This is a genomic window from Dictyobacter halimunensis, assembly GCF_036245075.1.
Genome location: NZ_BSRI01000001.1, coordinates 2219909 through 2246619 on the forward strand (window position 1 = coordinate 2219909; position 26711 = coordinate 2246619).

At 55.1% G+C, this 26711-nt stretch carries 18 protein-coding genes; 9 read left to right on the plus strand and 9 right to left on the minus strand.

Annotated elements, in window-relative coordinates:
• Positions 1-31: 31 nt before the first annotated feature.
• The gene (locus tag AABA21_RS08860; protein ID WP_338248933.1) at positions 32-1312 is read right to left on the minus strand and encodes an ABC transporter substrate-binding protein; all 1281 of its coding nucleotides are present in this window, start codon (positions 1310-1312) and stop codon (positions 32-34) included.
• A gap of 109 nt (positions 1313-1421) precedes the next feature.
• Positions 1422-2432, minus strand: coding sequence for a LacI family DNA-binding transcriptional regulator (locus AABA21_RS08865; RefSeq protein WP_338248935.1), 1011 nt, complete (start codon positions 2430-2432; stop codon positions 1422-1424).
• Positions 2433-2848: 416 nt separating this feature from the next.
• Here AABA21_RS08865 and AABA21_RS08870 point away from each other — a divergent pair, with 416 nt between their 5' ends.
• On the plus strand, positions 2849-3499 hold the full coding sequence (locus tag AABA21_RS08870) for a uridine kinase family protein (protein WP_338248937.1): 651 nt from the start codon (positions 2849-2851) through the stop codon (positions 3497-3499).
• A 198-nt stretch (positions 3500-3697) separates the two neighbouring features.
• Here AABA21_RS08870 and AABA21_RS08875 read toward each other — a convergent pair whose 3' ends face one another.
• From AABA21_RS08875 to AABA21_RS08885, 3 genes are read right to left on the minus strand one after another with little or no spacing between them, the layout of a single operon-like run.
• Complete coding sequence (locus AABA21_RS08875) at positions 3698-4114, minus strand: cupin domain-containing protein (protein ID WP_338248947.1); 417 nt, start codon at positions 4112-4114, stop codon at positions 3698-3700.
• 4 nt (positions 4115-4118) lie between these two features.
• A complete protein-coding gene (locus AABA21_RS08880) occupies positions 4119-4946 on the minus strand; it encodes a phosphoenolpyruvate hydrolase family protein (RefSeq protein WP_338248949.1) in 828 nt (275 codons plus the stop codon).
• Between the two features lie 31 nt (positions 4947-4977).
• Positions 4978-6228: a Tm-1-like ATP-binding domain-containing protein gene (locus AABA21_RS08885; RefSeq protein ID WP_338248952.1), complete on the minus strand. Its 1251-nt coding sequence runs from the start codon at positions 6226-6228 to the stop codon at positions 4978-4980.
• Positions 6229-6671: 443 nt separating this feature from the next.
• Here AABA21_RS08885 and AABA21_RS08890 point away from each other — a divergent pair, with 443 nt between their 5' ends.
• The 3 genes from AABA21_RS08890 to AABA21_RS08900 all read left to right on the plus strand — a co-directional run bounded on the left by AABA21_RS08890 (position 6672) and on the right by AABA21_RS08900 (position 12472).
• Positions 6672-9395 carry a PAS domain-containing sensor histidine kinase gene (locus AABA21_RS08890; RefSeq protein WP_338248954.1) on the plus strand — a complete coding sequence of 908 codons (2724 nt, stop codon included), beginning with the start codon at positions 6672-6674 and terminating at the stop codon, positions 9393-9395.
• A 111-nt stretch (positions 9396-9506) separates the two neighbouring features.
• Positions 9507-9968: a response regulator gene (locus tag AABA21_RS08895; protein WP_338248956.1), complete on the plus strand. Its 462-nt coding sequence runs from the start codon at positions 9507-9509 to the stop codon at positions 9966-9968.
• Between the two features lie 254 nt (positions 9969-10222).
• Positions 10223-12472, plus strand: coding sequence for an FUSC family protein (locus AABA21_RS08900; protein WP_338248958.1), 2250 nt, complete (start codon positions 10223-10225; stop codon positions 12470-12472).
• A gap of 136 nt (positions 12473-12608) precedes the next feature.
• Here AABA21_RS08900 and AABA21_RS08905 read toward each other — a convergent pair whose 3' ends face one another.
• The 3 genes from AABA21_RS08905 to AABA21_RS08915 form a co-directional block, all read right to left on the minus strand.
• Positions 12609-13478 (minus strand): DUF6585 family protein, encoded by an 870-nt coding sequence (locus AABA21_RS08905; RefSeq protein ID WP_338248959.1) that lies wholly within the window; start codon positions 13476-13478, stop codon positions 12609-12611.
• A gap of 224 nt (positions 13479-13702) precedes the next feature.
• On the minus strand, positions 13703-14437 hold the full coding sequence (locus AABA21_RS08910) for a response regulator transcription factor (RefSeq protein ID WP_338248961.1): 735 nt from the start codon (positions 14435-14437) through the stop codon (positions 13703-13705).
• 44 nt (positions 14438-14481) lie between these two features.
• Positions 14482-15303: a sensor histidine kinase gene (locus tag AABA21_RS08915; protein ID WP_338248963.1), complete on the minus strand. Its 822-nt coding sequence runs from the start codon at positions 15301-15303 to the stop codon at positions 14482-14484.
• A 537-nt stretch (positions 15304-15840) separates the two neighbouring features.
• Between AABA21_RS08915 and AABA21_RS08920 the strand changes: the two genes are divergently transcribed.
• From AABA21_RS08920 to AABA21_RS08940, 5 genes are all read left to right on the plus strand, one after another.
• A complete protein-coding gene (locus AABA21_RS08920; protein ID WP_338248965.1) occupies positions 15841-18066 on the plus strand; it encodes an ATP-binding protein in 2226 nt (741 codons plus the stop codon).
• A 506-nt stretch (positions 18067-18572) separates the two neighbouring features.
• Positions 18573-19157: a hypothetical protein gene (locus tag AABA21_RS08925; RefSeq protein ID WP_338248967.1), complete on the plus strand. Its 585-nt coding sequence runs from the start codon at positions 18573-18575 to the stop codon at positions 19155-19157.
• A complete protein-coding gene (locus tag AABA21_RS08930) occupies positions 19158-21452 on the plus strand; it encodes a peptidase domain-containing ABC transporter (RefSeq protein ID WP_338248969.1) in 2295 nt (764 codons plus the stop codon).
• Positions 21453-21646: 194 nt separating this feature from the next.
• The gene (locus AABA21_RS08935; protein WP_338248971.1) at positions 21647-22696 is read left to right on the plus strand and encodes a hypothetical protein; all 1050 of its coding nucleotides are present in this window, start codon (positions 21647-21649) and stop codon (positions 22694-22696) included.
• A 50-nt stretch (positions 22697-22746) separates the two neighbouring features.
• A complete protein-coding gene (locus AABA21_RS08940; RefSeq protein ID WP_338248972.1) occupies positions 22747-23190 on the plus strand; it encodes an NADAR family protein in 444 nt (147 codons plus the stop codon).
• 49 nt (positions 23191-23239) lie between these two features.
• On the opposite strand, the gene AABA21_RS08945 is transcribed toward AABA21_RS08940, so the two are convergent.
• A complete protein-coding gene (locus tag AABA21_RS08945) occupies positions 23240-26596 on the minus strand; it encodes an efflux RND transporter permease subunit (protein WP_338248974.1) in 3357 nt (1118 codons plus the stop codon).
• Positions 26597-26711: the final 115 nt, after the last annotated feature.

Consider the following 26711-nt stretch of genomic DNA (forward strand, 5'->3'; position numbering starts at 1 on the left):
GAATAACAGGGGTAACAGCAGATGCTTGCTACTACCGTAACAGTTGTCTCTGAATTTCTGTTTGAGCGTCATTCCAGGCCTGCTGCGGATCTTTGTTTTGCTGTGCAATCAGGCTTAGTTGATCGCTATACGCTCCGCCGACGATGTCGCTGTACTCATTGAAGTAGAAGCGAGGAATGTCTTTGGCGGCCACCGAAAAGATCTGGTTGGTGTCCTGCCCGCCGTAAAAGTCTTCTTTCGCGCTCATACCGGGTTGATCGAGCGTGCTGATGGTCGAGGGAAAGAGCTGGAGTGACTTGTACGAGGTCAGCTGGTTGGTAGGATTTTCAAGCCATTTGATCACTTCAAAGGCCTCTTTGGGATGGGCGCTGGCTTTGGTTACGGCCAGGAAAGAGCCGCCGGAGTTGCCGTCTCCACCAGGGTTGCGGGCAATGCGCCATTTGCCTTTGGTGTTGGGTGCGGCATCCTGCAATACCTGCTTCATCCAGACGGCCCCCACAAATGAGGCGATCGTGCCGTTACTGACGCCCGCGTTCCATTCAGTGCTCCAGTTAGTGATGTTGGCGCTGATGCCGGCCTTGTTTACCTTACTGGCGAGTGCCCATGCCTGCTTAACGCTATCCTGGGTGCCGATGTATTTATCGGAGCGATCAAAATATTGTAGTGCTTGCTGACCGACCGTCTGACTGAAGACGTTGTTGATGTTGTCAAACATAAACACCTTGCCGTTGGTAGCCTGCTTCATTTTTACGCCCGCCTGGATATAGTCATCCCAGCTTTTTAACTGGTCGGTGACCTGCTGCGGATCGGTTGGCAGTCCGGCTTTGGCGAAGAGGTCCTCGCGATAGAAGAGGGCGGTCGGACCCGTGTCCATCGGTAGCGCGATCAGCTTGCCACCGGGCGCCACACCCAGATTCCATTTCCAGTCCAGATATTGCGATTTGATGGAATCGGCACCCAGGGTGCGCAGGTCGACAAACTGGTCCTCATCGGGAAAATAGGTGGCGATGTTGGAGTTGATGCCCAGAATGTCAGGGACCCCATGATGTCCCGCCATGGACGTTCTGACTTTGCTATCGTAATCGGTGATCTTTTCAGCTTGCAGATCGATATTGGGGAATATCTTGCCCACCTGTTGGATGAGCGAGTCATCGATTGAGCGGTTCCAATACCACAGGGTGAGCTGAATCTTTGGACTGGAGCCTGGACCCGAGCAGGCGCTTAGCATGACCGCGAAGAGCGATAATAAGCATGCGATGCTTACCATCGAGATCGCGACCTTGCGCGAAGGACGATTCGGAGTGTGCTTCATGCAGAACCTCACTTTCGTGAAACTTGAACCCATTTATTCCTGGTAGTGGGAGAAAACGTTTTCTCCTGTAGAAAGAACTATCTATGTTCCCCCCTTTCACAGATTTTGTTTATAGAAGAAGTGGACCCGTTGACGCGCCTTCAAGGAGCGTGGCGGGTAACACAATCGACTGCGAAGATGTGGGATGATCGATGTTGTGTAGCAAAAGATTGATCGCCTCCGCCGCCAGCATCTCTCTATCAACTTTGATGGTGGTGAGTGGCGGCGTGGTGTAGAGTGCAATAGAGATGCCGTCAAAGCCGATGATCGATAGATCGCGTGGAATCTGAATATTCAGTTCCCAGGCGGCCGCCATCAGGCCGAGAGCCATCATGTCATTGGTCGCGAATACCGCGCTTGGACGGTCGGGCTGCGTCAGGAGTTCATAGCCCGCGCTCTTGCCTATCTCTACATCGGATCGCCCGTTTTTGATCAGGCGGCTATCAAGCATCAGGTTGTAAGCGGCCAGCGCCGCCTGCAATCCTTTGACGCGGGCTACGTGGCAATACTGATCTTGATCGCCAAGGTCGGTAAGCAGACCGATATGCCGATGTCCTAATGATAGAAGATGCTCTCCTGCTAATTTGCCACCCTGGAAGAAGTCATAGGAAAGAGCTGGAAAAGGACAGGGTTGCATCTCTTCTTCCAGACAATAGATGATCGGTAGATGCGGCAAGGACAGCGACTGAATAATATCAAGGGAGATGGCGGCCGAGAAGATAATCACGCCATCCACACGTCGTAGGGCCAGATCTTTGAGCATCTCCTGCCCGGTCTGGTCGCCATTAGAGAATGTCGAGACAAAAATACGGAAGCCAGCCTGGTAGGCCAGCCGCTCCATCGCTGCTGTGATTTCCGCGTAGAAAGGGTTATCGATTGATGGGAATGCCAGTCCCAGTACGCCTGTTCTCCCTTTGATCAGGCTGCGCGCAACCAGATTCGGACTGTACTTCAGCTCTTCTGCGCATTGCATCACCCTTGCGCGCGTGGCCGAACTTACCGAACCTTTGCCCGACAACACATTGGAAACGGTTGTCGCCGTCACACCTGCGGCCCTGGCAATATCATAAATAGTTGTCATGGAGCTCCTTCATCCTTGTAGAAGCCAACGCAAGTTAATCGATAAACGTAATGTTAAATTGTAATTAACATATTTTTCCCGCCAAGTCAATACTTAACTTATCAGGAATGATTTTCATGCTGGTGCCTCGGGTGTGCATTGCACACCCGAGGCACCAGCATGAAAATCATTCCTGTGTGATACTCCAAAGTCGTTTGAGTAGAGAGCAAGAGGTGCGTATCCGCGCACCTCTTGCTCTCTACTCAAAAAGAGAATGGGGGCGCCTGCGTCCCCCGAGCTACACATAGACAAATCCATCATTGTTGGGTACAATTATTAACTGAAGTTTACATTCATAATATCGCCTTAATATTTTTTGCCCCTGCGATTCATGCATATAAAAGCTATATGGTAAATAGGATTTTAAAGGAGTTATAATGTTACGCATGCCTGCCCTGATTTCACGCATAGAAGATCTGCCGCGCGCACAGGTCTACCTCGTTGCCGGGCCAGCCGCTTCAGGTAAGACCACCTTTTCGACACAATTGGCACAGTACTTTGATGCCGCGGTGCTCTCGATGGATCACTATTTCGTGGATGAGGCAGATATCACGATCGAGCAGGACGAGATCTATGGGGCGGCCCCCCAGTGGGAGAGCCCGGAAGCCTACGACATGCGTGCAATAGGACGTAACATTAAAGAGCTCTTGCAACAGGGGCAGACATTGATTCCTCAATATAGCTTTGTTGCCAACCGCCGTGTCGGCTATCAGCCGATGCATCTACGCCCACAACAAAAATTAGTCATCGAGGGACTGTATACGATTCGCAGCGAACAATTCTTTCGTGATTACGCGCACTCCATCGTCAAGATTTTTGTGGTGGCCGACCTGGAGATTCGACGTGCGCGGGCGCGCGTACGCGATGTGGAAGAGCGCGGCAAGCCGATCGAAGTCTTTGATGCACGCCGCCACTTTGTCGAGCTCGGCGAACGCCGCTGGATCCTCCAGCAGGAGCGCGACGCCGATTTCATGCTCGAAATCCACGACACCTTCTCCTACGACACCTTCTTCAACCGCGACGCATAACATCTTATGCGTCAATCCCTATACGCCTTTCAAACATAAATCATCATATAATGCAACAATACACACGACCCCGTAGGTTCGGCCCTTGCGGCCGATTTCTGTTGACGCACGAGAATGCCGGCCCTTGCGGCCAATTTCTCCTCTCCGCTCGAAAAAGGAGAAATTGGCCGCAAGGGCCGAACCTACGTTGATCCGCTTTTATTCGGGGCGTTGCAGGGTTGGTAATTGGCCGGCAGGCACCTCTTTAAAATCGGGCGCCGTCTCCAGGACTCGTTCGGCTCCGGCTGGATTGTACAGGGCGATCAGGCGCAGCGGCTCCCAGCCTGTGTTCAGGGTGGAGTGATAGACGCCGAGGGAGACATAGATGGTGTCACCAGCCTTAATTGGGAACGGCTCTCCATCATTGATCATCTGCTCTCCCTCGCCCGAGAGTACATACAGGATCTCTTCAGATTCAGGATGATTGTGGCGTGCGTGTCCCTTGCCTGGCAGCAAGATGACCTCGCCGAAGGTCAGGCCTGTGCCCACGGTGTATTCAGGCTTGACCAGCCATTTGATAATGCCCCAGTCAAATGTCTGTGTGGGGACGCTGCGGGGATCAATGGGCTTTTCCATGCTTTTATTCTCCTCTCTGAATGGCCTTAAAGCGGCGGGTGTTCTCGGTGATGGCGATCTCTGTGGGGAGGCGCTCCATGCTGGATGCGCCAAAGAAACCGGCGATGCCCCTGGTACGTTGCAGAACATATGCGGCATCCTCTGGTTCGGCGATGGGACCACCATGGCAGAGGACCAGCACTTCAGGGTTGACTTTTTTGGCCGCGTCATGCATGACCTGGATGCGCGTGACCGCGTCGTCCAGAGTAACAGCGGTCTGCGCGCCGATCGAGCCCTTGGTGGTCAGTCCCATGTGGGGCACCAGGATATCGGCGCCCGCCTCAGCCATGGCGCGCGCCTCATTGGGATTAAAGACATAAGGGGCGGTGAGCAGATCCAGCTCGTGCGCGGCATGGATCATGTCGACCTCCAGCCCGAAGCCCATACCGGTCTCTTCCAGATTCTGGCGGAACGTACCATCAAACAGCCCTACGGTAGGAAAGTTCTGCACGCCGGCGAAGCCCATCTCTTTTAGCTGGCGCAAGAAATAGGGCATCATGCGAAACGGATCGGTGCCGCAGACACCGGCCAGCACGGGGGTATTTTTGACCACCGGCAAGACCTCGTTGGCCATCTCGACCACGATGGCATTGGCGTCCCCGTAGGGCAGTAATCCGGCCAGGGAGCCACGACCGGCCATACGGTAGCGACCCGAATTATAAATGATGATCAGATCGACTCCACCCGCCTCCACGCACTTGGCAGAGAGTCCGGTTCCGGCTCCCGCCCCCACGATCACTCCACCCTGCTTGACTGTCTGTTGAAGTCGCGTCAGTGCCTCTGTTCTTTGCACAGTTCTCCTCTTTCGTTTATCGCTCTGCTCATCATGACGCGCTGGTCACATGTCCCGGCTGCTTGAGCCGGGGCTGGACATATTCATCCAGGCGGCTGGCCATGGCGCGGGCAAAGCGCGGATCGTTGATGTCCATATCAAGCTTATGCACCTCTATCTCCGGTTTGAGATTGGTGGTGAGGTTGTCGATCAGTGCCTGGTCCGCCTGTGGATCATGGAAGGGGCCGCCCTCAACGTCGATCAGCGAGACGCCCCGCAGGGGGATAAAGACCACGACTGGTCCACTGGCTTGATTGAGCTTGCGCGCTATGATGCGTCCCAGTTCGACATTCTCTTCAACGGTGGTGCGCATCAGCGTGACGGTCTCATTATGCTTGTACAGGTTGCGCTGTTTGAACTTCTCGGGCACGCTATCCATCGGTCCAAAATTGACCATGTCCAGCGCTCCCAGAGAGACCACCTGGGGGATGCCCTGGGCGCCCGTAGCCTCCAGGCGATGTGGGCCGGCACTCAGGACGCCACCCACCAGTTCATCGGCCAGTTCGGTGGTGGTGCAATCCAGCACACCCGCCAGGAAGCCATCTTTGACCAGTGTCTCCATCGATTGGCCTCCGGTACCCGTGGCGTGAAAGACCAGCACCTCGTAGCCGCGCGCCTCCAGATACTTACGCGCCTCATCTACGCATGGCGTGGTGACCCCGAACATGGTGGCGCCGATCAACGGCTTGCCGCTACTGGCCGCCTTAAAGCTCTCATAGGCATGGGCCATCCCGCTGATGCCGGCGGCCGCGTTGGTCAGGATGCGCTCAGAGATGCGATTGATGCCCGCGATATCCACCACCGAATACATCATCGTGATATCGGCCGATCCCACATAGGGACGTGTATCGCCGGCGGCCATCGTCGAGACGACCAGTTTGGGCACGCCGATCGGCAGCGCGCGCATTACCTGTGACACGATGGCGGAGCCGCCGGAGCCACCCAGACCAAATATGCCATGCACCCGACCCTGCTTGAATAGATCCAGCACAATCTGCGTCGCGCCACGTGCCATCGCCGTTACGGCCGCGCCCCGATCACCTTGCGCCGCCAGCTGAGCCACGTCGATGCCCGCCGCCTGCGCCACCTGCTCATGAGGAATATCCGGTTGCACCTGGGGTGAACCTCTGACGCCCGCGTCGATCAAAATAACTTCGCAGCCCAATTGCTGCACACGCTGGCGCAAGTAATCATATTCCACGCCCTTAGTATCCAAAGTTCCCAGAAGTATAACAGTAGCCATGATATCCATCCTTTAATCTCTACAAGTGAACACATCATCGTATAGCGAATATCATGCCCATAGTATAACTTATAAACATGAGCCAATGAATCTACCGTAGGTGCCGGGCTTGCCCCGGCTTCATGCGCGCTCAGGGACGGGGTCCTTACAGGTATAGGTTTTTTGGAGCGGGGTCCAGGGGCGGTAGCCCATGGCGGAGTTTCAGGGGTGTCCCCTGATTTCCTCTCTCCTTGTGCCGCCGTCAGGCGGCACAAGCGGGTTCAAGGGGCAAGCCCCTGAAAACCTATACTTGAAAGGGGACGGGGTCGCCTTCGGCTCCAAGCCGGAGCGAGCCCGGCATCTCCTTACCCTTTTTGTTTGTGGACGTCGTCTTATGTGATTGGACACAAACTGGTATACTGGGTATACCTTTCCAATGAGATATCTGACGAGGCACCCGGTTCATGGAGCAAACTACATCACAACCTTTTCCATATATCGATCCACCAGATAAGCATATACATTTTCCGCTTGAGGCACCACGGGATGATGCGCATCTCGTGACCGGCACCCTGGCTGAGCAGCAGGCTACCATGGTAAGTGAGCTTGAAACCGTGCTGGAAGCGATTCCAGATGCTATTTTTCAACTGGACCTGCAGGGGGCTATCGAGTCCTACAATATGGCGGCGCAGTCTTTTTGTGCGCGCATCCTGCCGGCGTTTCCACAACATTTATCCGAGGTGATGGACGTTTGTCGTCAGGATGCGGATGGGGAGTCAGGGCAGCTATTTGCGTCTGATAGCATGCCGCTGGCACGTTTGCTGCGGGGCGAGACCCTGCTGGGCTCGGTTGCTCCCACGGTGCGCGCTCGGGACCTGGATGGACAGGAGATGTATTTGCAGATCAGTGGTAAGCCGTTGCAGGATGAGCAGGGGAGATTGAGTAGCATCCTGGTCGTGGTGCGCGATGTGACGGCTCCTCATCAACTGCGGCGCGACCTTGAGCATACGCTGGAGCGGCGTTTGCTGGAGCAGCGCCACCTGCAGGAGCGCCAGCAGCGGGTGCTGCACCTTTCCAGCTCCCTGGCCGAGTATGCCTATGTGTGTCAGATCGCACCCGATGGCCAGTTGCGTCGCGAGTGGGTCTCTGATACGTTGCTGAACCTGCTTGAATATAGCGGAGAAGAGCTGGATGCCATGGGATGGAATATCGTGCAGTTATGTCATCCCGATGATCTGCCAAAGGCCGCCGCGCGCATCGCCGCCATGCATGCTGGCCTGGCTGATGAGCAGGAGTGGCGCGTCATCTCTAAATCTGGCGCCATGTACTGGCTGCATGACATTTGCTATTGTGTGAAGGATGAGGCGGCCGGTTTTACGATGGTCTACGCGGTGGCGAAAAATATTACCGAGCGTAAAGAGGCGGAACAACAGGTGTGGCAGCTACGCCAGCAGCTGGATATCACCTTTGAGGCGATCGCTGATGGCATTATCGTCATGGGGCCGGATGGCGAAATTATACGCTTGAATCCGGCGGCTCGCGACCTGATACACCAGGTTTCGCCGGATGCTGATTTTTTTAGCTATCCACTGGAGAATCGCCTGGCGATATTGCGCTTGCAGGATGCGCATGGCCAGCCTTTATCTCTGGAACAGACGCCACATTATCGTGTTTTGCATGGCGAAGTGTTGGAAAAAGCGGGCACCGAGGATATGCATATGGCGGCTCTGGATGGGCGCGATCTGACCGTGAATATCGGTGGCTCACCTATTTATGCCGCCGATGGCCAGCTCCTGGGCGGGGTCCTGATCTTGCGCGACGTCTCTTTCCGTTATCAGCAGGCGCGCCGCAAACGTGAAGCATTGCTCACCCTGTTACATATGGCCGAGTCCCTGGCTCGCTTCCCCGATCAAGGTGATTTTTCCGGAGACGCGAGGAGCTATAGTGATAGCCGTGAAGTCGCCATCGAGATGCTGACATTGACCCGCGATCTCTTTGAGAGCCAGCTTGGCTGTATCGTGACGATTGACGCGCATACCGGACGCTTCCAGCCGCTGGCAGTCAGCGGGAGGAGCGCGATTGAGCGCGCGAATATGTATGAGCGTCTCTCAGCCTACCACCTGGCGACGTTTTTCGAGTTGGAGCAACTGGCAGCGTTACAGGCGGGTGAGGCTATGGCATTAGAGGTCGAGCGCTCTCCGGCTCTGACCACCATTCTGGCGGCCTGCAGCGTCAAAACAGTTATGATCGCTCCGCTGTATGTCAGTGGAAGCTATCCCGGTCTGATCTGTATCGATGGGAGCGACGTCGAGGAGATGTATCCTCTTCATGAGGCCCTGGCACTGTTAAAGGCGGTTGGCAAGCTAATTGCCCTGTTGATTGAGCGTGAACGGCTCATGCGCGAGCGAACGGCGGCCGAGGCTCGTGCCGTGGCTGAAGACGAGGTGAGCCGCCAGCAAGATGAGTTTATCAACCTGGCCAGGCATGAATTGCGGTCTCCCCTGGCGACCATCAAGGCCAGCATCCAGATCACCCGCCGCCGCATTAAGCGTCTTAAAGAGGTGGTATCGATCAAGGATAACGAGCAGGCCATGCTGCTAATGGGACAGGTTGTTGATATGCTGGAGCGTGGCGAGCGACAGGTGACGCTGGAGCATCGCCTTATCGACGATATCCTGGATGCATCCTATATTCAGGGGCAGTGCCTGGATCTGCATCCCACACTCTTTAATCTAATCGATCTTGTAAAACGTATAGTAATTTTAGCGACGGTTGAAGATGATGCTCAACCCATCATTCTGCACTCGTCGGACACCCAACAGCCGATTTTTGTCATCGCCGACGAAAAGCGTATCGAGCAGGTTCTATTAAATTACATCAATAACGCCAGTAAATACAGCCCTGCTGATGCTCCTATTGGGATACGCATCTGTGTCATGGAGGACGTAGTAAAGATAGAGGTGCAGGACCAGGGACCCGGTGTGCTACTGCAAGAGCAGGCGCGCATCTGGGAACGCTTTTACCAGATACCCAGGCGGATTATCTATCACGGATCACCCGGTATGGGTCTGGGACTCTATATCTGCCGTGGTATCATCTTGCAACACCATGGCCAGGTCGGTGTGGATAGCACCCCACCCTCAGGCTCAACGTTCTGGTTCATGTTACCATTAGTGCATAAACCGTAATTATATTTATATGCTGTGGCGAATGATGCGCATCGTGCATCATTCGCCACAGCATATAAATCATACAGATAAAAATGATACAATGACTAAAAAACTAGAAAAGAGCGTTTTATGAATGCTGGCTCCGAAGCCCCTATCTTGCTGGTGGAAGATAGTGAGGAAGACGTAGAACTAATCAAATGGGCCTTCAGAAAAGTGAATATTCTCGTGCCTATGATACGCTGCTCCGATGGCAATGAGGCACTGGATTATCTCTATCACCGTGAAGAATTTAGCGACCCCAGCTCTTTTCCACGTCCCTCCCTCATTTTGCTGGACCTGGATCTGGTCTCTGTTGATGGCTTTGAGGTTCTGCAAGAGATTAAGAAGAGCGAGGATCTACGTATGATCCCGATCGTGATCTGGACTACGTTCTCCGATGCTCAGTATGTTACTGAAACGATGCTGCAGGGAGCCAGTAGCTACATTTTGAAGCCTATGAATATTAATCACTTGCTGGCTGTGGTTAAGACGTTGAAGCTTTACTGGTTTGATTGTGGTATCCTGCCTAAAACTCTGCCTGATTACCTGTGACATCACAGCCATTTTTGTGTTATACTACTATATGGAACTATGAGTTAAAGTCGTTTTGCCTCATATGCCAGTGCTACGCCGTCCTTTGGTAGCACCCGCGTTTCCAGAGCATTTATTTTTCAGCGCCGAAAACTCCTGCTGCTTTTACCCATCAATGTCCTGATGTTTCTTCCGCTGCCCGGTATGCATTGCCTCTACATGCGCAATGCTTTTTTATGCGCAAAATTTTATTATTATTTGGCATGGGAAAATGAATGAAGTATTCTGACGTATTGCTTACCTATATTACGACTAATCTACGCCTTGACCGCTCGTCTGTCATTAGTGGCGTGCGTATTACCGCCATTACCGTTATTCCGCTTCTACTGGGGATGGTGCTGCATAAAGCCGAGTTGGGGATGATGTGCTTCTTGAGCGGACTGTATGTGGTGCTGGCCGATGTGGGTGGTCTTTATCGGACCCGCGCGTTCGCGATGGGTGCGGCCACCCTGGGTGTGGCTGTGGCCGCTTTTGTGGCGACGCTCTCTGGCGGCATCTTCTGGCTGGCCGTTCCTCTGATGTTTCTCTGCGCCTTTGGCTTTAGCATGCTGGGTATCTTCGGCAATATGGGCTCGAAGGTTGGCTTTGTCGTGATCGGCATCTTTATCCTCCTGCTGGGGCAACCGGGCTCTCTGGCGGTAGCGGCTGAACGCCTGGTGGCGTTTCTGGGTGGTGGCCTGTGGGCCATGCTTCTGACGCTGTGCCTGTGGCCCTTGCAGCCACACCAGCCGGTCAGGCAGGCTATCTTTAACTACTATCAGTCTCTGAGCACCTTCCTGACCGGTGCCTGTGTCCTGCCGGGTGAGCAGGAGCGGACAACGTTTGAGCGCTGGAATCAACGTGTCGCGCGCGAGCGGGGGCTGGTGCTGGCCGCGCACGATGTGGCGCACTCGACGATCATCACGTTCCGCGCGGCGCGCCAGGGATCCAGTCCGATCGGCCAGCGCTTCTTCTTGCTGATCCTGACCGCCGACCGCTTATTTAACGCATCGATCGCGCTGGCCGAGGGGATCGAGATCGCCAACAATCAGACGCGTGTCGCCCAGGTGGGGATGTCGCTGGATGAGTGTATCCGCTATGTTGCCGCGATGGTGGCTCGTTTTGCCGCCATGATCAGGGCGGGCCGTTCTCTGGATGCCGCCGATCTGCAGCGTGACCTGCAGTGGCTGGAGGAGCGCGAAGCCCTGCTGCGCGATACCCTGCCGCGCTTCATCGATGACTATGCCGCCCTGGTAAGCGTGCGCAACGTGTTGCGCCTGCTGCAGGCTGTGATCGAAGAGGTTCGCGTTGCGGGTGGTCACCTGTGCCAGTTAAATGAGGGGCTATTGAGCGATGCCATCGTCGAGGAGTCCGTGCCTACCTTCACCGTACGGGTACAGAGAATGTTGGCCGCCACCAGAAACTCATGGGAACTGCTGAAAGATAACCTGACGGCACAATCGCTGGTCTACCGGCACGCGCTCCGCCTGGCCCTTTCCAGCGCGCTGGCCGTGTCCATCTACATGTTGTTCAATATCCCCCATGGCTTCTGGATACCTCTGACCATCCTGTTTATCCTCAAGCCAGACTTTGGCGGGACGCGTAAGCGCGCCCATCAGCGCGTCTTTGGCACGGTCTTTGGTGGCATGGTGGCGGCCCTGCTGGCGGCCGCAATCCATAACGAACTGCTTCTCGTCGTCCTGCTGATATTGATGGGTTTTTATGCCTTTGCACTCTTGAACGGCAACTATGGGGCCTTCGTCGCTTTCCTGACCCTATTCGTAGTACTGCTTCTGGACATATCGATGCCTGGGAACTGGCAGATCGCTTGCATACGTATCATGAATACCATTCTTGGTGGCCTGATCGCGCTTGCGGCCGGTTACCTGATCACTCCCCTCTGGGAGCGCGAACGCCTCCCGGTGCAACTGGCCCGCACGATCGCGGCCAATCGCGTCTACTTCCAGCACGTGCTGGCCGCTTACCTGGGTCAGACCGGGATGGATGAGCAGATCCGCCAGGCCAGTAAAAAGGCGCACCTGGAAAACGCCAACGCGGCGGCGGCCTTCCAGCGCATGCTGGGCGAACCCAAAACCAAGCAAGGCGATGTCGAACGCTTCTACGCGCTGGTCACCTACAACCAGCATTTCAGCGATCGCATCACCACGCTAGCCACCTATCTCCACTCCCTGAGCGGCAAGCACCGTTTGCCTGGACTCGCTAGCTTCACTCGCCAGACCGAGCAGGCGTTGCAAGCCATCGAAGGAGCGGCCCTCTCGGGCCATCATCTCAGCCAGTTTGACTCATTGGAAGAGAGCCTGAAGACGGTGCAGGAATCCCTGCAAACCCTGCTGCAGCAGCGCACCCACGAACTGGCCGAGCAGAAGATTGACACCCCCAACCGCGAAGCCGTTCGCGACTTCATCCTGGTCGGCTCACAACTCGATCGCCTGACCAACGACATCTCCGCCATGTCCCGCTTATAAACAAATTGGAGCAAGTAGAAAGTGGGAGGTGCAGGAGGGCGACTAGCCCTCCTGCCGGGGCGCGGGCGAGCATGCTGGGGGCATGATCAAGTCCCCGCACCCCCTTTTTTATCTTCGCCGCCGCAGGCGGCACCTCTTACTGGAAAATAATGGGGATTAACTCTTTGAGGATCAGCGCGTTATCCACATCGGCCGTAAGCACCTCAAACCAGGGATGATCATGATCCTCTTTGCTGTAGACGCGTGTATAGGTTTCGCCTACCTCGATCGATTCCACCTCATCCCATGGAAGCTGTTCCTCTTCGTCGCTATTGGGGCGTACATGGCTGATCTCTTCTCGATTGATGATCAGATCGCCGAACTCCAGGTCCTCGCCCAGGCGATAGAGCTCAAGCATCCCTGGATAGCGATAATTGGTGTAGGCGCGCTCAATCGTATCACAGAGCTCGGAGCGCTGCTGCACCTTTGGCTCCAGGAGTAGCTGGACATCCTTATCAGTGATGAACGAGAGGGTATCGCCGATGATGTGGCTGGGATGCTTGGGATCGAGGGTGCCGCGCATGAGGCTTTCAATGTTGTCCCAGCGTAGCACATGGCTCTGTTGCCGTCCCTGCAGGAAGACAAAGCCATCCTCAAATATGTGCACCTGCTCACGGTGGCGATAGCGATATTCGCGCAGGTTGCGCCAACCCTGCAAAAAGCAGCCAAGGAGGATAATCAGACTGATTACCCCGATGGCACCGATGGAGCGCAGGGTAGGAGGATCGGCCAGCGTCTGACTGAGCGTGATCTTGCGCGCAGCATCGATCAGAAAGAGGAGACCAATGACACTGATGACGAACCAGACAATGGCGTTAATGAGTAATCGCGCGCCATTAATTGTGGATTGGGTGTAAGATGAACGCCTCTCTCCCAACGCATAGGCGGTTGCCAGTCGTTGTACTTCGGCGTAGTATGGTGATGATAACTCATTATCAATATTTTGTGTATCTTGTTGTGACTTCACGCTTTTGTCTGGCCTCCGTTCAATGTCCTTTGCTTTGTCGTATTATACATTATATATCCCACCTCTGAGTATGCATATACATACGCTGGGTGGCGTCCATATGCGCGTGCGCAAGACACGACCGGATTTTTCACAACAGAAGGAACTAGTACTGTGGGGTTCTCAGGGGCTGAGCAGCCCCTGAGAACCCCACAGTACTAGTTCCTTCTGTTCCCTTTTAGCTATTAATTGGTCGTTTGACCCACCTTGCCTGGATTGAGGGCGAATTGATAGCCGATGCCGATCTTGGTCAGGATATAGTTGGGGTGGCTGGGATCTGGCTCAACCTTGCGGCGCAGGCGGTTGACGTTGACCTGGAGCATATGGCTCTCACCGATATATTCATTGCCCCAGACGTGCTCAAGGAGCAGGTCCTGGGTGATGACGCGCCCGGCGTTCTGCGTCAGATAGGCCAGGATGCGATATTCGGTCGGTGTTAGAATGATCTCTTTTTCACCCATCATGACTTTTCGCTGTGCGTAATCGATGCTCATCTCGCCGATCTGGGTGACGGTGCGGACCGCGTGTGTCTGCTCTTGCGACATAAACTGTGTGCGCCGCAGGACAGCGCGGACCCGTGCCAACAGTTCCTCGATACTAAATGGCTTGGTCAGATAGTCGTCGGCCCCCAGATCGAGCCCTTTTACTTTATCATTGTCCTGCCCGCGCGCCGTAATGATGATGATCGGCACCGCCGAAAACTCACGTACGTGCTGGCAGACGGTCAAACCGTCCATACGCGGCATCATCACATCGAGTAGAATCAGGTCGGGATGATGCGCCCCGATCAACTCCAGGGCCTCCTGTCCATCACGGGCGGTTATCACCTCGTAGCCATCAAACTCCAGGTTGCGCGAGACGAGTCGGAGTAACTGTGGATCATCGTCGGCCGTCAGGATTCTGGTCTTTTTTGAAGTCATAGGGTCTAATCCTTTTAATAAATACTATATTAGGGATAATGGCTTTACGCTAATGAACTGCTCGTGGGCAAAAGGATATGCATGGTGGTCCCACCTCCAACCGTGCTTTCCGCCCAGATGCTACCCTGGTGAAGCTCGATCAGGTGCTTACTGATCGTTAATCCCAGGCCCAATCCATTGACCTGACGTGTCAGACCCAGGTCAACGCGCTGGAAACGGCCAAAGATCTGTTCGAGCTTATCTGCTGGGATGCCTGTGCCGTAATCGCGTATAGTAACGGCGACCATCTGGCTGGCATCCACATCCTTGTACGCCGTCAGGTGTTCTTTTTCCTCATCCGTACATACAGGTGAAAGCGTAATCTCGATTGCGCTATCCGAATATTTGAGCGCGTTATCAAGAATGTTTTCAAAGGCGATCAATAGACGAGATTGATCCGCCTGAAGTAGTATATCATGTTCGAAGGGCGAAAAGTCACAGGAGATTTGTGAGAAGTGAAATTGACGCCCTGGAACCGTACGTTCAAATTTTGTAATGACTGTACGAAGAAGATGAGGTAGGCTGATGGTCGTGGGATGAAGCGCGATGGCGCCACTCTCCATCTGCGCCAGTTCCATTAACTGATCGATACTGGCGGCCAGACGATCGCTTCCCTCATCGATGGCTTTGAGGAAATCAGCGCGTTCAGCCTGGTCGATCATGTGATCGTAGCGTAAAAGCGTGGTTACATAACCTTTTATAACGGCCAGTGGACCGCGTAATTCATGGCTGAGCGTTGCAAGTACTTCCGCCTGTAAGAACTGTGCCGAATAATGCTGGTCTAGATAGATTCTGGGTTGTTTATTTCCTATATGCTCATCGGTCATGAAGACTAAATTCCTTGCCGCTTTTATTATCAAATCCTGATCTTTCCCTGGCATGACTTCTCTATTATTTCCACCTCTATGTGTTGCCCGTGTTAGTCCGTTAGTGGTGGTGCATGGGATAGGGTGCGCAACCGCGCACCCTATCCCATGCACCACCACTAAAACCAGTGCGGCCGCGCTCAGGAGTCACCGCAATAACGGGAGGTTTCTCACTTGCAGTGGCTCTCAGGTCAGTTTTATGTTGGTGTATGGGATGGGGTGCGCGGTTGCGCACCCCATCCCATACACCACCACAAAAACCAGTGCGGCCGCGTAGCGGACGCCCGTGCGGGGGCGCTTATGTGCCACACTGTGACGAGAGTCAGGCACATTCAAGTCCAAACCCCTTGTCAGTAGTAAGCTTGTGCTTTACTATAGATTATAGATTGGAATGCTCTAAAGAGAAAGAGTAGGATGCCCACTGGCATCACAATACAGTCACAATGTACGTGGCCGGAGCGTGATAATACATATGTTCATGTGGAAAAGGGCGATGTCATGGAACAATTTCAGAAGAAGGTGCTCTCAGAAGTAGAGCGTTTTGATGCTCTCAGTCGGGTAAGTGTAGCCCTGATGAGTGAAAAGAACGAGTCACGCCTTCTTCACCTTATTGCTCAGACGGCAACAGATCTGACCGGGGCGGCCTATGCGGCCTTTACGCTGCGGCCTGTGAATGAACAGGGTGTGGCGCTGGTGCCTTCGGAGGGGAATCTTTTCTACCTGGCGGCCGTAATCGGAGTAAGCAAAGAGCAAGAAGAGTTTTTTCGCAAGATTCACCTGGGTGGCGAAGGACTACTGGCCCCCATCTTTCGCTATGGGGTGCCTGTGCGCGTAGGCGATGCCATGAAGATGGCGTCCGTGCATACTGATCGTCCTACCTACTCGCATGAAGAGGCGCGCGAGGCGGCTCTGCGCTTCGCCCATGGCAATATGCCCGTCGATGAACTGCGCCAGGTGGGGGTGCCATCGATGCATCCCGTGATCTGCAGCTTCCTTGGCGTGCCTCTACTCGATAGCAATAACGAGGTACGCGGTGGCCTGCTGCTGGGACATCCAGAACCTGATCGTTTTAGCGCGGACGACGAGCGGCTCCTGCAGGGTCTGGCCGCCCAGGCGGCGGTCGCTCTGGAGAACGCGCGCCTCTACCAGGCCATGCAGATGCGCGCCCGTGAGATGGATGCGCTCTTCCAGAGTATCGCCGATGGGGTGATCCTGGTTGATCAGCGTGGCAACATTATCCGTGAGAATGAGCGTGCCCGCGATCTGCGCCAGCAGCTACTGCAATTGCCCGATGGAAAACAGATCATGGAGCAGATGCTCTACCAGCCGGCGGCCACTGTCCTGAGCAGACAGATGAAGGAAGAGACCACGGTTACCGTCATCGATGGCTCCCATGAGCAGCGCGATTACGTGATCAATGCGGCACCTCTCCCCTTGAGCGAGCTGTATAAAAATTCCGCTCTGCTGGGCGATGCGAGCCATGATGCGGAACAGGATGCCCATTCCGAGGCGGTCGTGGTCTGGCACGATGCGACCGAGGCGCAGCGACTGCTGCATGAGCGCCAGGTCCATGCCGATACCGAGGCCAGGCGTTCCCTGCTGCAGATGATTCTGGATGAACTGCCCACCAGCGTATACCTGGTACGCGGTAAAGATGCTCGGCTCGTGATGTCTAACCACGCCTCGCGCACGGTCTTTGGGGCGGAATGGAAGCCGGGGCAGTCGATGCTCGAATTTCTGGGTGAGCACCAGATCCGCATCTTTATGAACGATGGCCGTATCCTGCCCAATGAACAACTGGCTACCTTGCGCGCGGTTCAGAAGGGTGAGACGGTCTACCAGCACCAGGAGGTTATCCGTCACGCCGATGGCACCACGTTGCCCGTACTGGTCAACGCGATCGCGCTCCCACCGAATAAGTTTCGGGTTCCGTCGCTGGTCGCTTCGGGAATAGAGGAGCCGGAGCTATCGGCGATCGTGGTCCACCAGGATGTGACCGCGCTCAAAGAGGCGGAATATTTAAAGGATGAATTTATCGGGATCGCGGCCCATGAGCTGCGCACCCCCCTGGCCGTTCTGCATGGCTGCGCGCAGACGTTAATCGTGCAGACCGCACGCGGCAATGGCTCGACCCTTGCGGACTGGCAGATGGAATCCATCCAGGATATCGATCAGGCCACCAGGCGCCTGGTAGAACTGACGGAAGACCTGTTGGATGTGTCGCGTCTGCACGCTGGTCATCTGGAACTACAGATGGAGGCCATCGACATGGTTGCTCTGGCACGGCGCGTCATTAAACGCACGCAACTGACGACGGAGCAGCATCAGTTAAAGGCAACATACGGGGCTGAATACCTCGTTGTTAATGCCGATAGCCGACGCCTGGAGCAGGTCCTGACCAATGTACTCAACAACGCCATCAAATATTCTCCCGCCGGCGGTGTCATCGAAATCGCCCTGGCGAAATCCCCCGACCAACAGCACTGCCTGCTTGCCGTCAAAGATTCGGGTATAGGTATCCCTGTGCAGCAACAGGCCCGCATCTTTGGCCGCTTTATGCGCGCCGATAACGTGCGCGGCATCAGCGGCACCGGGCTTGGCCTTTATCTTTGCCGGGAGCTGGTTGAGCGCCACAATGGTCGCATCTGGTTCGAATCGATTGAAAATGTCGGCACCACATTTTATATATCATTGCCTCTTGTCGATGATATACATATGGCGTAGGCTCGTCCCTCGCGACCAATACGTTCAATTTTAGAGCAAGCAACAAGAAACACAACCCCAGTACGTGCGGGGCTTGCCCCCGCTTTCTTCTTCGCTGCTCGAAAAAGTAGCATCGCATGCAACCGTCCTTGATCGCTTTGAGGGTGCCTTTCCTTTTGGGATGCAAGGAAGCGGGGGCAAGCCCCGCACGTACTGGGGTCTTTTCTCGTTTTGCCGGGCCTATTATCTTCCAGGCCGGTAACACGACTATAAATCAACGATCAGCTTGACTGTGAATCGCTTATAGGGTACTAATTAAGCTGTAATCATAAATCTTCAGTGCAAGAGCTTTAGAGGGATAGCGTTTTTGTATGGGTGTAATCCTGCAGCAAGTTGAATAAGGGCACAGGAGCAATTTCTATGTGTGCATGTTGAGTGGGGTGGATCTGGCACGGTGCATAGATAATCTGGCTTCTGTGTTTTTGTCATATGACTGCTCTCAATGTGGCGGGGTAATCAACAAACCTATGATGCAACAGAAAAAACGACCTCTTTTCCGGGAGCACGCGTTACAGCATTATATGCGCAGGCGCGAAGAAGATATTTTACCGCGCATCGTCTCACCACCGATCTTCCTCTTTGTCTGGGTGTTGTTTCTGCTGGTACTGGGAAGTGGGATTATTGCCTGGATGGAACGTATCCCTGTCTATGTCAATGGCGCGGGCATTGTTCAGCAAAACTCGCATAGCATCAATGCGCAGCAAAGCGAGGTTGATGTCCTGGTCTTTGTGCCCGTCTATTCCAGCGACCATGTTCGTCCTGGTATTAGCGGGCAGGCACAGTTCGCCTCGGGGGCGCACTATTATGATAGCCGGGTAACCAGCCTGGAGCCCCTGGTGCTTACTCCAGAGGCGATCCAGACGCACTATCAACTCAGTTGTAGTGCCGCGCAGATCGTCACGGCTCCTTCGGTGGCGGTACATATGAAGGTAATAGTGCCGGCGCAGTACCACGTCTTTAGTGGCACACTGTTGCAGGCGCGCATCCAGACCGGTACGCAACGGGTACTGTCGCTCATGCCTGGTTTTGATAGGCTGATGGGAGGTTCCTAAATGCAACGGACACAAAATGATGTTCAGCCAGATCCTCAATCACAACCCGAACGCCCTTTCATACCCCCTCCAGCCCCGTGGGAGCCGCCGGCCTTTCTACCGCTCTGGCTGCAGCATACGCTGCTCTTTCTGTATGGTATGCGGCGGAAAAAAGTACCCGTTATTCTCCAGATGAACGCTGTAGAGTGTGGCGCCGCCTGTCTTGCCATACTCCTGACCTACTACGGACGCAAAACGAATGTGGCCGACATCCGGAATCTTTATAATATCGGACGCGACGGTCTCTCGGCTCGCAGCATCGTGCAGGCGGCACGCAACTATGGGCTGCGCGTGCGCGCGATCTCGATGCAGAGCACCGATTTTCGTTTCGTGAGCTTGCCCGCCATCGTACACTGGGAATTTAACCACTTTATCGTGGTTGAGCGCTGGACGCCGCAGCATGTCGACGTGGTTGATCCGTCGATTGGCCGCAAACGCCTCACCGCCTCCCAGTTCAACGACGGCTTTACCGGCATCGTGCTGATGATGGAGCCCAGCCCTACGTTCTCGCGAGCATCCGAGCCGCGCGTGCTGACGCTGAGAAGCTATGCACGCCAATACCTGAAGCGCGCGCCGATGGTCTTCTTTCAGATTCTGCTGGCCTCAATCGTGCTGCAGGTCTTTGGACTGATTATTCCGTTGCTCACCAAAGTCATTATCGACCAGATCCTGCCCCTGCGCCTGACCAGCGTCATGCCCATCATCGGCATTGGTATGCTGGTGTTAATTCTGACTGAAAGCCTGATCACGTTGCTACGCTCTTTTCTGCTGGTCTATCTGCAGAACCGCATCGACACCAAGGTTTTTCCTGATTTCTTCGAGCATATGCTACACTTGCCATTGAGCTTTTTCCAGCAGCGCTCCAGCGGCGATATTATGACGCGTATCTCAAGTAACGCTGTGGTGCGTCAGACCGTTAGCTCGCAACTGGTCTCTAGCTTGCTGGATGGCGGCCTGGTCATCGTCTATATGTTCATCCTCTTCGGACTCTCCTGGGCCTTTGGCGTGCTAGTGCTGGTCATTGGTGGTCTGGAGATAATCATTATGCTCGCCTCCAACAAGACCAATATGCAGTTCGCCACCCAGGAACTGGAGGCAACCGGTAAATCCCAGGGTTACGTTACAGAATTGCTGACCAGTATGGAGACCGTTAAATCGGCTGGCTACGAGATGCAGGCCTTCCACCAATGGCTCAACTACTTCTATAATCAGTTGAATATCTCCAATCGGCACAACATCTATACGTCCATCATCAGTAGCTTCGTGTCTCTCCTGGAGATCGCGGCACCTCTCTTCTTACTCTGGTTAGGTACCGTGCAGGTGTTGAACGGACAGCTGGAGCTGGGCACCATGCTGGCCCTGAATTCGCTGGCCGCCACCTTCCTGTCCCCTCTGACCTCGCTGGTGAGCAGCGCCATGCAGCTGCAGGTGGTGCGCTCGCATATTAACCGTATCAGCGACGTCTATAGTGCGGGCGTTGAGCAAAACGTCTACGAGGTCGAGCCTCCACCGGTCCTGACGGGCCATATTGTGGTGGATAACGTGAGCTTCCGCTATGATCCCCAGCTACCGGATGTGCTCACAGACATCTCCCTCACCATCGAGCCGGGGCAGAGAATCGCCCTGGTGGGTCAGACCGGTTCGGGCAAGAGCACGCTGGGCAAACTGATGCTCGGCCTGTATCCGCCAACCGGTGGCGACATTCTCTACGATGGCATCTCGCTGCAGACGATGAATTATCAGGCTGTACGTGAACAGCTTGGCGTTGTTATTCAGGAGTCGGGTGTCTTCAGCGGCTCTATTCGTCAGAATATCTCCTTTGCCCATCCAGATGTCGACATGGAGCAGATCATCGAAGCCTCAAAAAAAGCCTGCCTGCACGAAGAGATCTCGATGATGCCGATGCGCTACGAAACCTATGTGGCCGAAGGCGGCAACGCCCTGTCGGGTGGACAACGTCAGCGTCTGGCCCTGGCGCGTGCCCTGGTGCATCAACCACGCATTCTGCTGCTGGACGAGGCCACCAGTTCCCTGGACGTGGTCACCGAGCGCGAGGTCGAAAAAAATCTGTCTGAGCTTGCTTGCACCCAGATCATCATCGCCCACCGCCTGAGCACGATCCGCAACGCGGACACCATCATCGTGCTCGACGCGGGACATATCGTAGAGCGCGGTACCCACAACGACCTGCTCAAACTGAACGGCTACTACGCCCACCTGGTACACAACCAGATCGAAGAAGAGCTGTCCTTCTAAAGAAGAAGGGCGCTTAATGAGTGTTTAGTGAGGCAGCAATGCCTCACTAAACACTAAGGGCGGCTGCGTATGAGGATTGCTGTAAGGGAGCGCTCAGCCTCCAGTACGGTGTATGGTAATATCTCCTCGATATATTTGATCTATAGAATATATTTGCGTGCTATATATTATAGGTATTATGGGAGAGCTTATCGATGAATAATCAGGAATCTATGTTTTCGCCTCACGAGGAGACAGAAAAGCAGCCGGTGCCTGATATGACATATCAGCCGCGCATCATTAATAACGATCCTCACGAACAGGAACCAGCTATTCAGCAGCCCTGGCTGCCGCCACTGTCCTCTGATCCTGACTCCTCTGAGCATTCATATGGAGAGGGCTATGCTAACTCCCAGCAGCAGGAGTCGATGGGCGAGAAACTTCGGCCACAGCAATTTAAACGGAACGAAAAATGGATCTACCTGCTGGTCGGTATCGGCATCGGCATCGTTATCGCATCGTCATCGGGCGCCAGCGTGAAGGGACTCTTTCCGCTCATCTTCCTGCTTATTGGAGGATTAGCGTTCTGGGTCTTTACAGGTAAGCGTGAGATGGAGGAAGAGCCGATCAGGACATTTTCAGTTCAGAATATGGCAGGGCTGGTTGTTGATAATCCTGTTGGCACTATGCGTATTCGTCGTGGCGACTCTAACAATATCGTGGTCAAAGCCACGAAGAGGACCCAGGGACGCTACGCGCGTATGGAAGATCTCAATGTGGTATATATTCAGGAAGGCGACCGCTTAACGATCAAGGGTGGAAATAACGCCAGGCATACTGGCGTCTCCATGCTATCTGGCATCGACCTGGATATTGCCGTCCCTCAGAACTGCGATGTTCAGGCGTATCAGCACATCGGTTCGATAGAACTGGATGGTGTCAATGGACAGTTCCAGCTCAAATTGAATATCGGTTCGATAGAAGCCAGGGATGTTGTCCTGCGCCGCCAGAGCTCTATCACCAATAATATTGGCGAGTTTAAGCTCTTTGGCGAGCTTGATTCAACCGGTACATATGAGTGTCACACCAACATTGGTGACATCCAACTGCATCTGCCGTCAACATCCGCTTTTGAGGTGCATTCACATACTAACATAGGATCTTTTGAAAACCAGTTTGCCAGCAACGTCGTTGGCGAAGCGCCCCGCGCCCGCATCAATACGCACGTCAATGTAGGCGCCGTCAACATCTACAAAATCCTCTAAACACCATATGTACGGACCTCGCGTCCGATTATATCAGGAAAGGGACAGGGATGATCTCCTTTTATAGCGTGCGAGAGGAGCCGTATGGCTGCTTCTCCAATTTTTCCAGGCATGGCTTCAAGATTGATGGTGTCTGGTGGCCGACCAGCGAGCATTACTTCCAGGCTCAGAAGTTCGCGGGCACCCCGCATGAGGAGTCGGTGCGCCGGGCCTATAGTCCCAAACTGGCGGCCGAGATGGGCCGCGATCGCAAGCGCCCCTTGCGTCCCGATTGGGAGAGCGTGAAGGATGACATCATGCGGAGTGCCGTGCTGCGCAAGTTCGAGACCCACGCCGAAATTCGGGATCTGCTGTTGTCCACCAGCGACGAAGAGATCGTTGAGAACGCCCCCGGCGATTACTACTGGGGCATCGGGCGCGACGGCAGCGGCCGCAACAAGCTCGGCCAAATCTTGATGGAGGTACGCTCAATATTACGGGAGCGCGCCCAATAAAGCATAAAGAAAGAAGAGGCGCGGTCATTCGACCGCGCCTCCGTCGTGTTTAAACCGCGGGTACGGGTTCTTCGGCTGTGTTTTGCTCTTCGATGGCTGGCGTGGGGAGGGCTCCGCCGGAGCGGCCACGGATGCTTTCGACGATGACGTACAGCGTTGGGACCAGTAGCAGGGTGAGGATGGTGGAGGTGGTCAGTCCTCCGATGACCACGATAGCCAGTGGCTGCGAGATGAAGCCGCCGGAACCACCAAAGCCAAGCGCCATCGGTAGCAGGGCCAGGATGGTGGCGATGGCTGTCATCAGGATGGGGCGCAGGCGATGGCGTCCACCCTCGACGACCGCCGATTGCGCGTCCATGCCTTGCGTGCGATACTGCCGCACCAGGTCAAGCAGGACGATGGCGTTGGTGACGACGATACCGACCAGCATCAGGAAGCCGATCAGGGCGGCCGCACCCAGCGGGGTCCTGGTGATCAGCAGCAGGACGAACGAGCCGGTCGCCGCGAACGGGATCGAGATCAGCAGGATGAGCGGCTGCAGCAGGCTGCGGAAGGTAGCTACCATGATACAGTAGACCAGCATGATGGCGACGGCCATCGCCAGCAGCAGGTTTCTGAAGGTGTCGGACTGCTGCGAGGTGACACCACCCAGCGAATAGGTCGCGCCGTTGGGCAGGGTCAGTTTGGACAGGCGCTGCTGTACCGTGCTACTGACGGCGCCCACGTTGGGGTCGGTGATGGTGGCGGTAACCGAAGCGGTGCGATTGCCGTCGATATGGGTGATCTGCGTGGGACCGTTGGCGCTCTGTACGGTTGCCAGGTCGCCTACTTTGGCGCTACCCAGCGTGGTCGGGATGGTCAGGTCACGGATCTTATCGACCGTGTTGACCGGGGTACCGTAGTAGAGGTTGACGTCGAGCTGGGTACCATTGATCGTCAGTTTGGTCACGCCGGGGGTACCACTATAGATCGCGCGCAGATTCTGAGCGACCTGGGCGGCCGTCATACCATATTTTAGCGCCTTCTGCGGATCAACGTTAATCTCGATCTGCGGCACGGCGTCGGACAGGTTGCTGGAGACGTCGGTGAGACCCGAGATCTTTGCTACCTCGTCTTTGACCTGCTGCGATGCCGCGCGCAGGGTGGTGTCGTCAGATGCTTTGACGTCGACCTCCAGGTTGGAGCCGTTGAAGCCGCCACCACCACCGGACGAGACCGTCAGGGCACCAACATTTTTGAGCCCGTTGATGCGATCGCGCAGATCCTTCTCAAATGTCGCCTGGTCCGCGTTCTCGTCCGTGGCCAGGGCGAAGGTCGCCGTGTTGGTGCCACCGCCGCCAAAGAAGCTGGAGAGGCCACCATTCGAGCCCACCACGGTCTGCCGGGTAGCAACGTGTGGCAGTCCCTGCAGGGTCTGCTCTACCTGCTTCGCGGCCTCATCGGTCTTCTGCAGGCTGGTCGCTGGCGGCATGGTCAGGGTGACCGAATAGGTGTTCTGCCCGGAAGAGCCGAACAGGTTGGTCTGCAAGCGACCGAGCAGACTAAAGGTGCCGACCAGGATAGCCAGGGCCAGAACCAGCGTGAGGGCACGCTGCCAGCCGCGACCCGTAACCCAGCGTACCAGGGCGGTATAGCCACGCTCTAGCCACGCGACCTTTTCCGCTTTGTGCTCCTTGCCGGGTTTGGGTGATTTCAGGAACCAGTAGGCCAGTACCGGGATAATGGTCAGGGCCACGAACAGCGATGCCAGCAGGGCGATGGTGACCGCGACCGAGAAGGAGCGGAACAGCTCTCCTACAATGCCGCCGGTAAAGGCGATGGGCAGGAAGACGGCTACTGTGGTCAACGTTGACGCGGTGACGGCACCAGCCACCTCGCGAACCGCCGCGGGAATGGCTATGTCTTTCCTCTCCCCCTGTTGCAGGTGGCGATAAATGTTTTCAAGTACCACAATCGAGTCATCGACCACGCGACCGATGGCGATGGTCAGGCCGCCCAGCGTTAAAATGTTCAGCGTATAGTTGCCGACGTAGATACCGATCAATGCGATCACGATCGACAGCGGGATAGAGATCGCCGTTACCAGGGTAGAACGGACCGACAGCAGGAAGATCAGGATCACGATGATGGCGAAGACGGCGCCGATCAGACCCTCGCGCGTCAGATCCTGGATGGATTTGCTGATCGACGGTGCCTGGTCAGAGACGATCGAGATGCTGGCGTTGTGTCCCAGATTATTCTGCAGGGTCTTGAGCTGGTCGCGTACCGCGTTAGAAATGGAGACGGTATTGCCACTGGGCGATTTGACGATGGAGAGTCCCAGGCTGGGCTTGCCATTGGTGCGCGTCAATGATGTCGAAGGAGCAAGCACCTCTTCGACGGTCGCGACATCTTTCAGTTTGACCAGCGTGACCTGGGGAACGGCAGCCCCTGTGGTTGGCGTAGCAGCGCCAAAGCCCGTGCTACCGGAACCCTGATAGCTGCTGCTACCACCGGCACTACCAGCGCCGCCAGCACCAGAATAGCTACCGCCGGTCCCACCGGTGCCACCGGCGCCGGGAAAACTACCAGTGCCACCTGTACTGCCAGCGCCTCCGGCTCCAGGATAGCTGCCAGTGCCACCGGTCGCGCCACCGACGCCAGGGGTACCCGTGACACCTGTGGTATGCGTGCCCACTACCAGATTTTTCAGATCATCCAGCGAATTGAGCGTATTGCCAACTTTGATAGGGACCGTTTTGTCATTGGCGGTTACATCACCGGCCGGGATGCTCAGGTTGTTGGCCTGCAGCGCGCCTGAAACCTGCGTGGAGCTGATGCCATCGGCCTTCATTTTGGCGGGATCAAGCGTAATGCTGACGATCTGGTTGCGCACACCAGTTACATTGACGGTTCCAACGCCATCGATGCGCTCCAGGCTGGGCACCACGTTTTGTTTCAGCTGCGTCGCCAGGGTCTGGGCATCAGCATCGGAGGTCACGGCCAGCTGCATAATGGGCAGGTCGGCGATGCTAAATGACTGCACCTGGGGCGTTGTGTTGCTGGGCAGACTCGACTGCGCCTGCGAGATACGCTGCGAGAGCGTCTGGCGCGCCTTATCGAGATCGGTTCCGTAATCGAATGAAACGGAGATGATCGATGCACCCTCGTTTGAATACGAGGTTATCGTCTGCACGCCCGCGATCCCTTGAAAGTTCTGTTCAAGTGGATTGGTGACGTCATGCTCAACGATCGACGGCGAGGCACCCTGGTAGATGGTGACTACTGAGACCGTAGGAAATGAAATGGACGGGAATAGCTCTTGCTTAATCGAGGGGATCGTTAAGCCACCAAAGACAAGGATCGCAATGGTGACCAGCGCTACTATACTTTTATTGGCAAGGCTAATCCTCGATAAAAAGGACATTACCGTTGCTCCTTTCGGATGATCTGGATATGGCTTGATAGCTGTACTTATTAAACGTTTATTAAGTTCGCATTATAATAGACGGGTTTATCGGGTTATCAGGGTATGCGTTTAG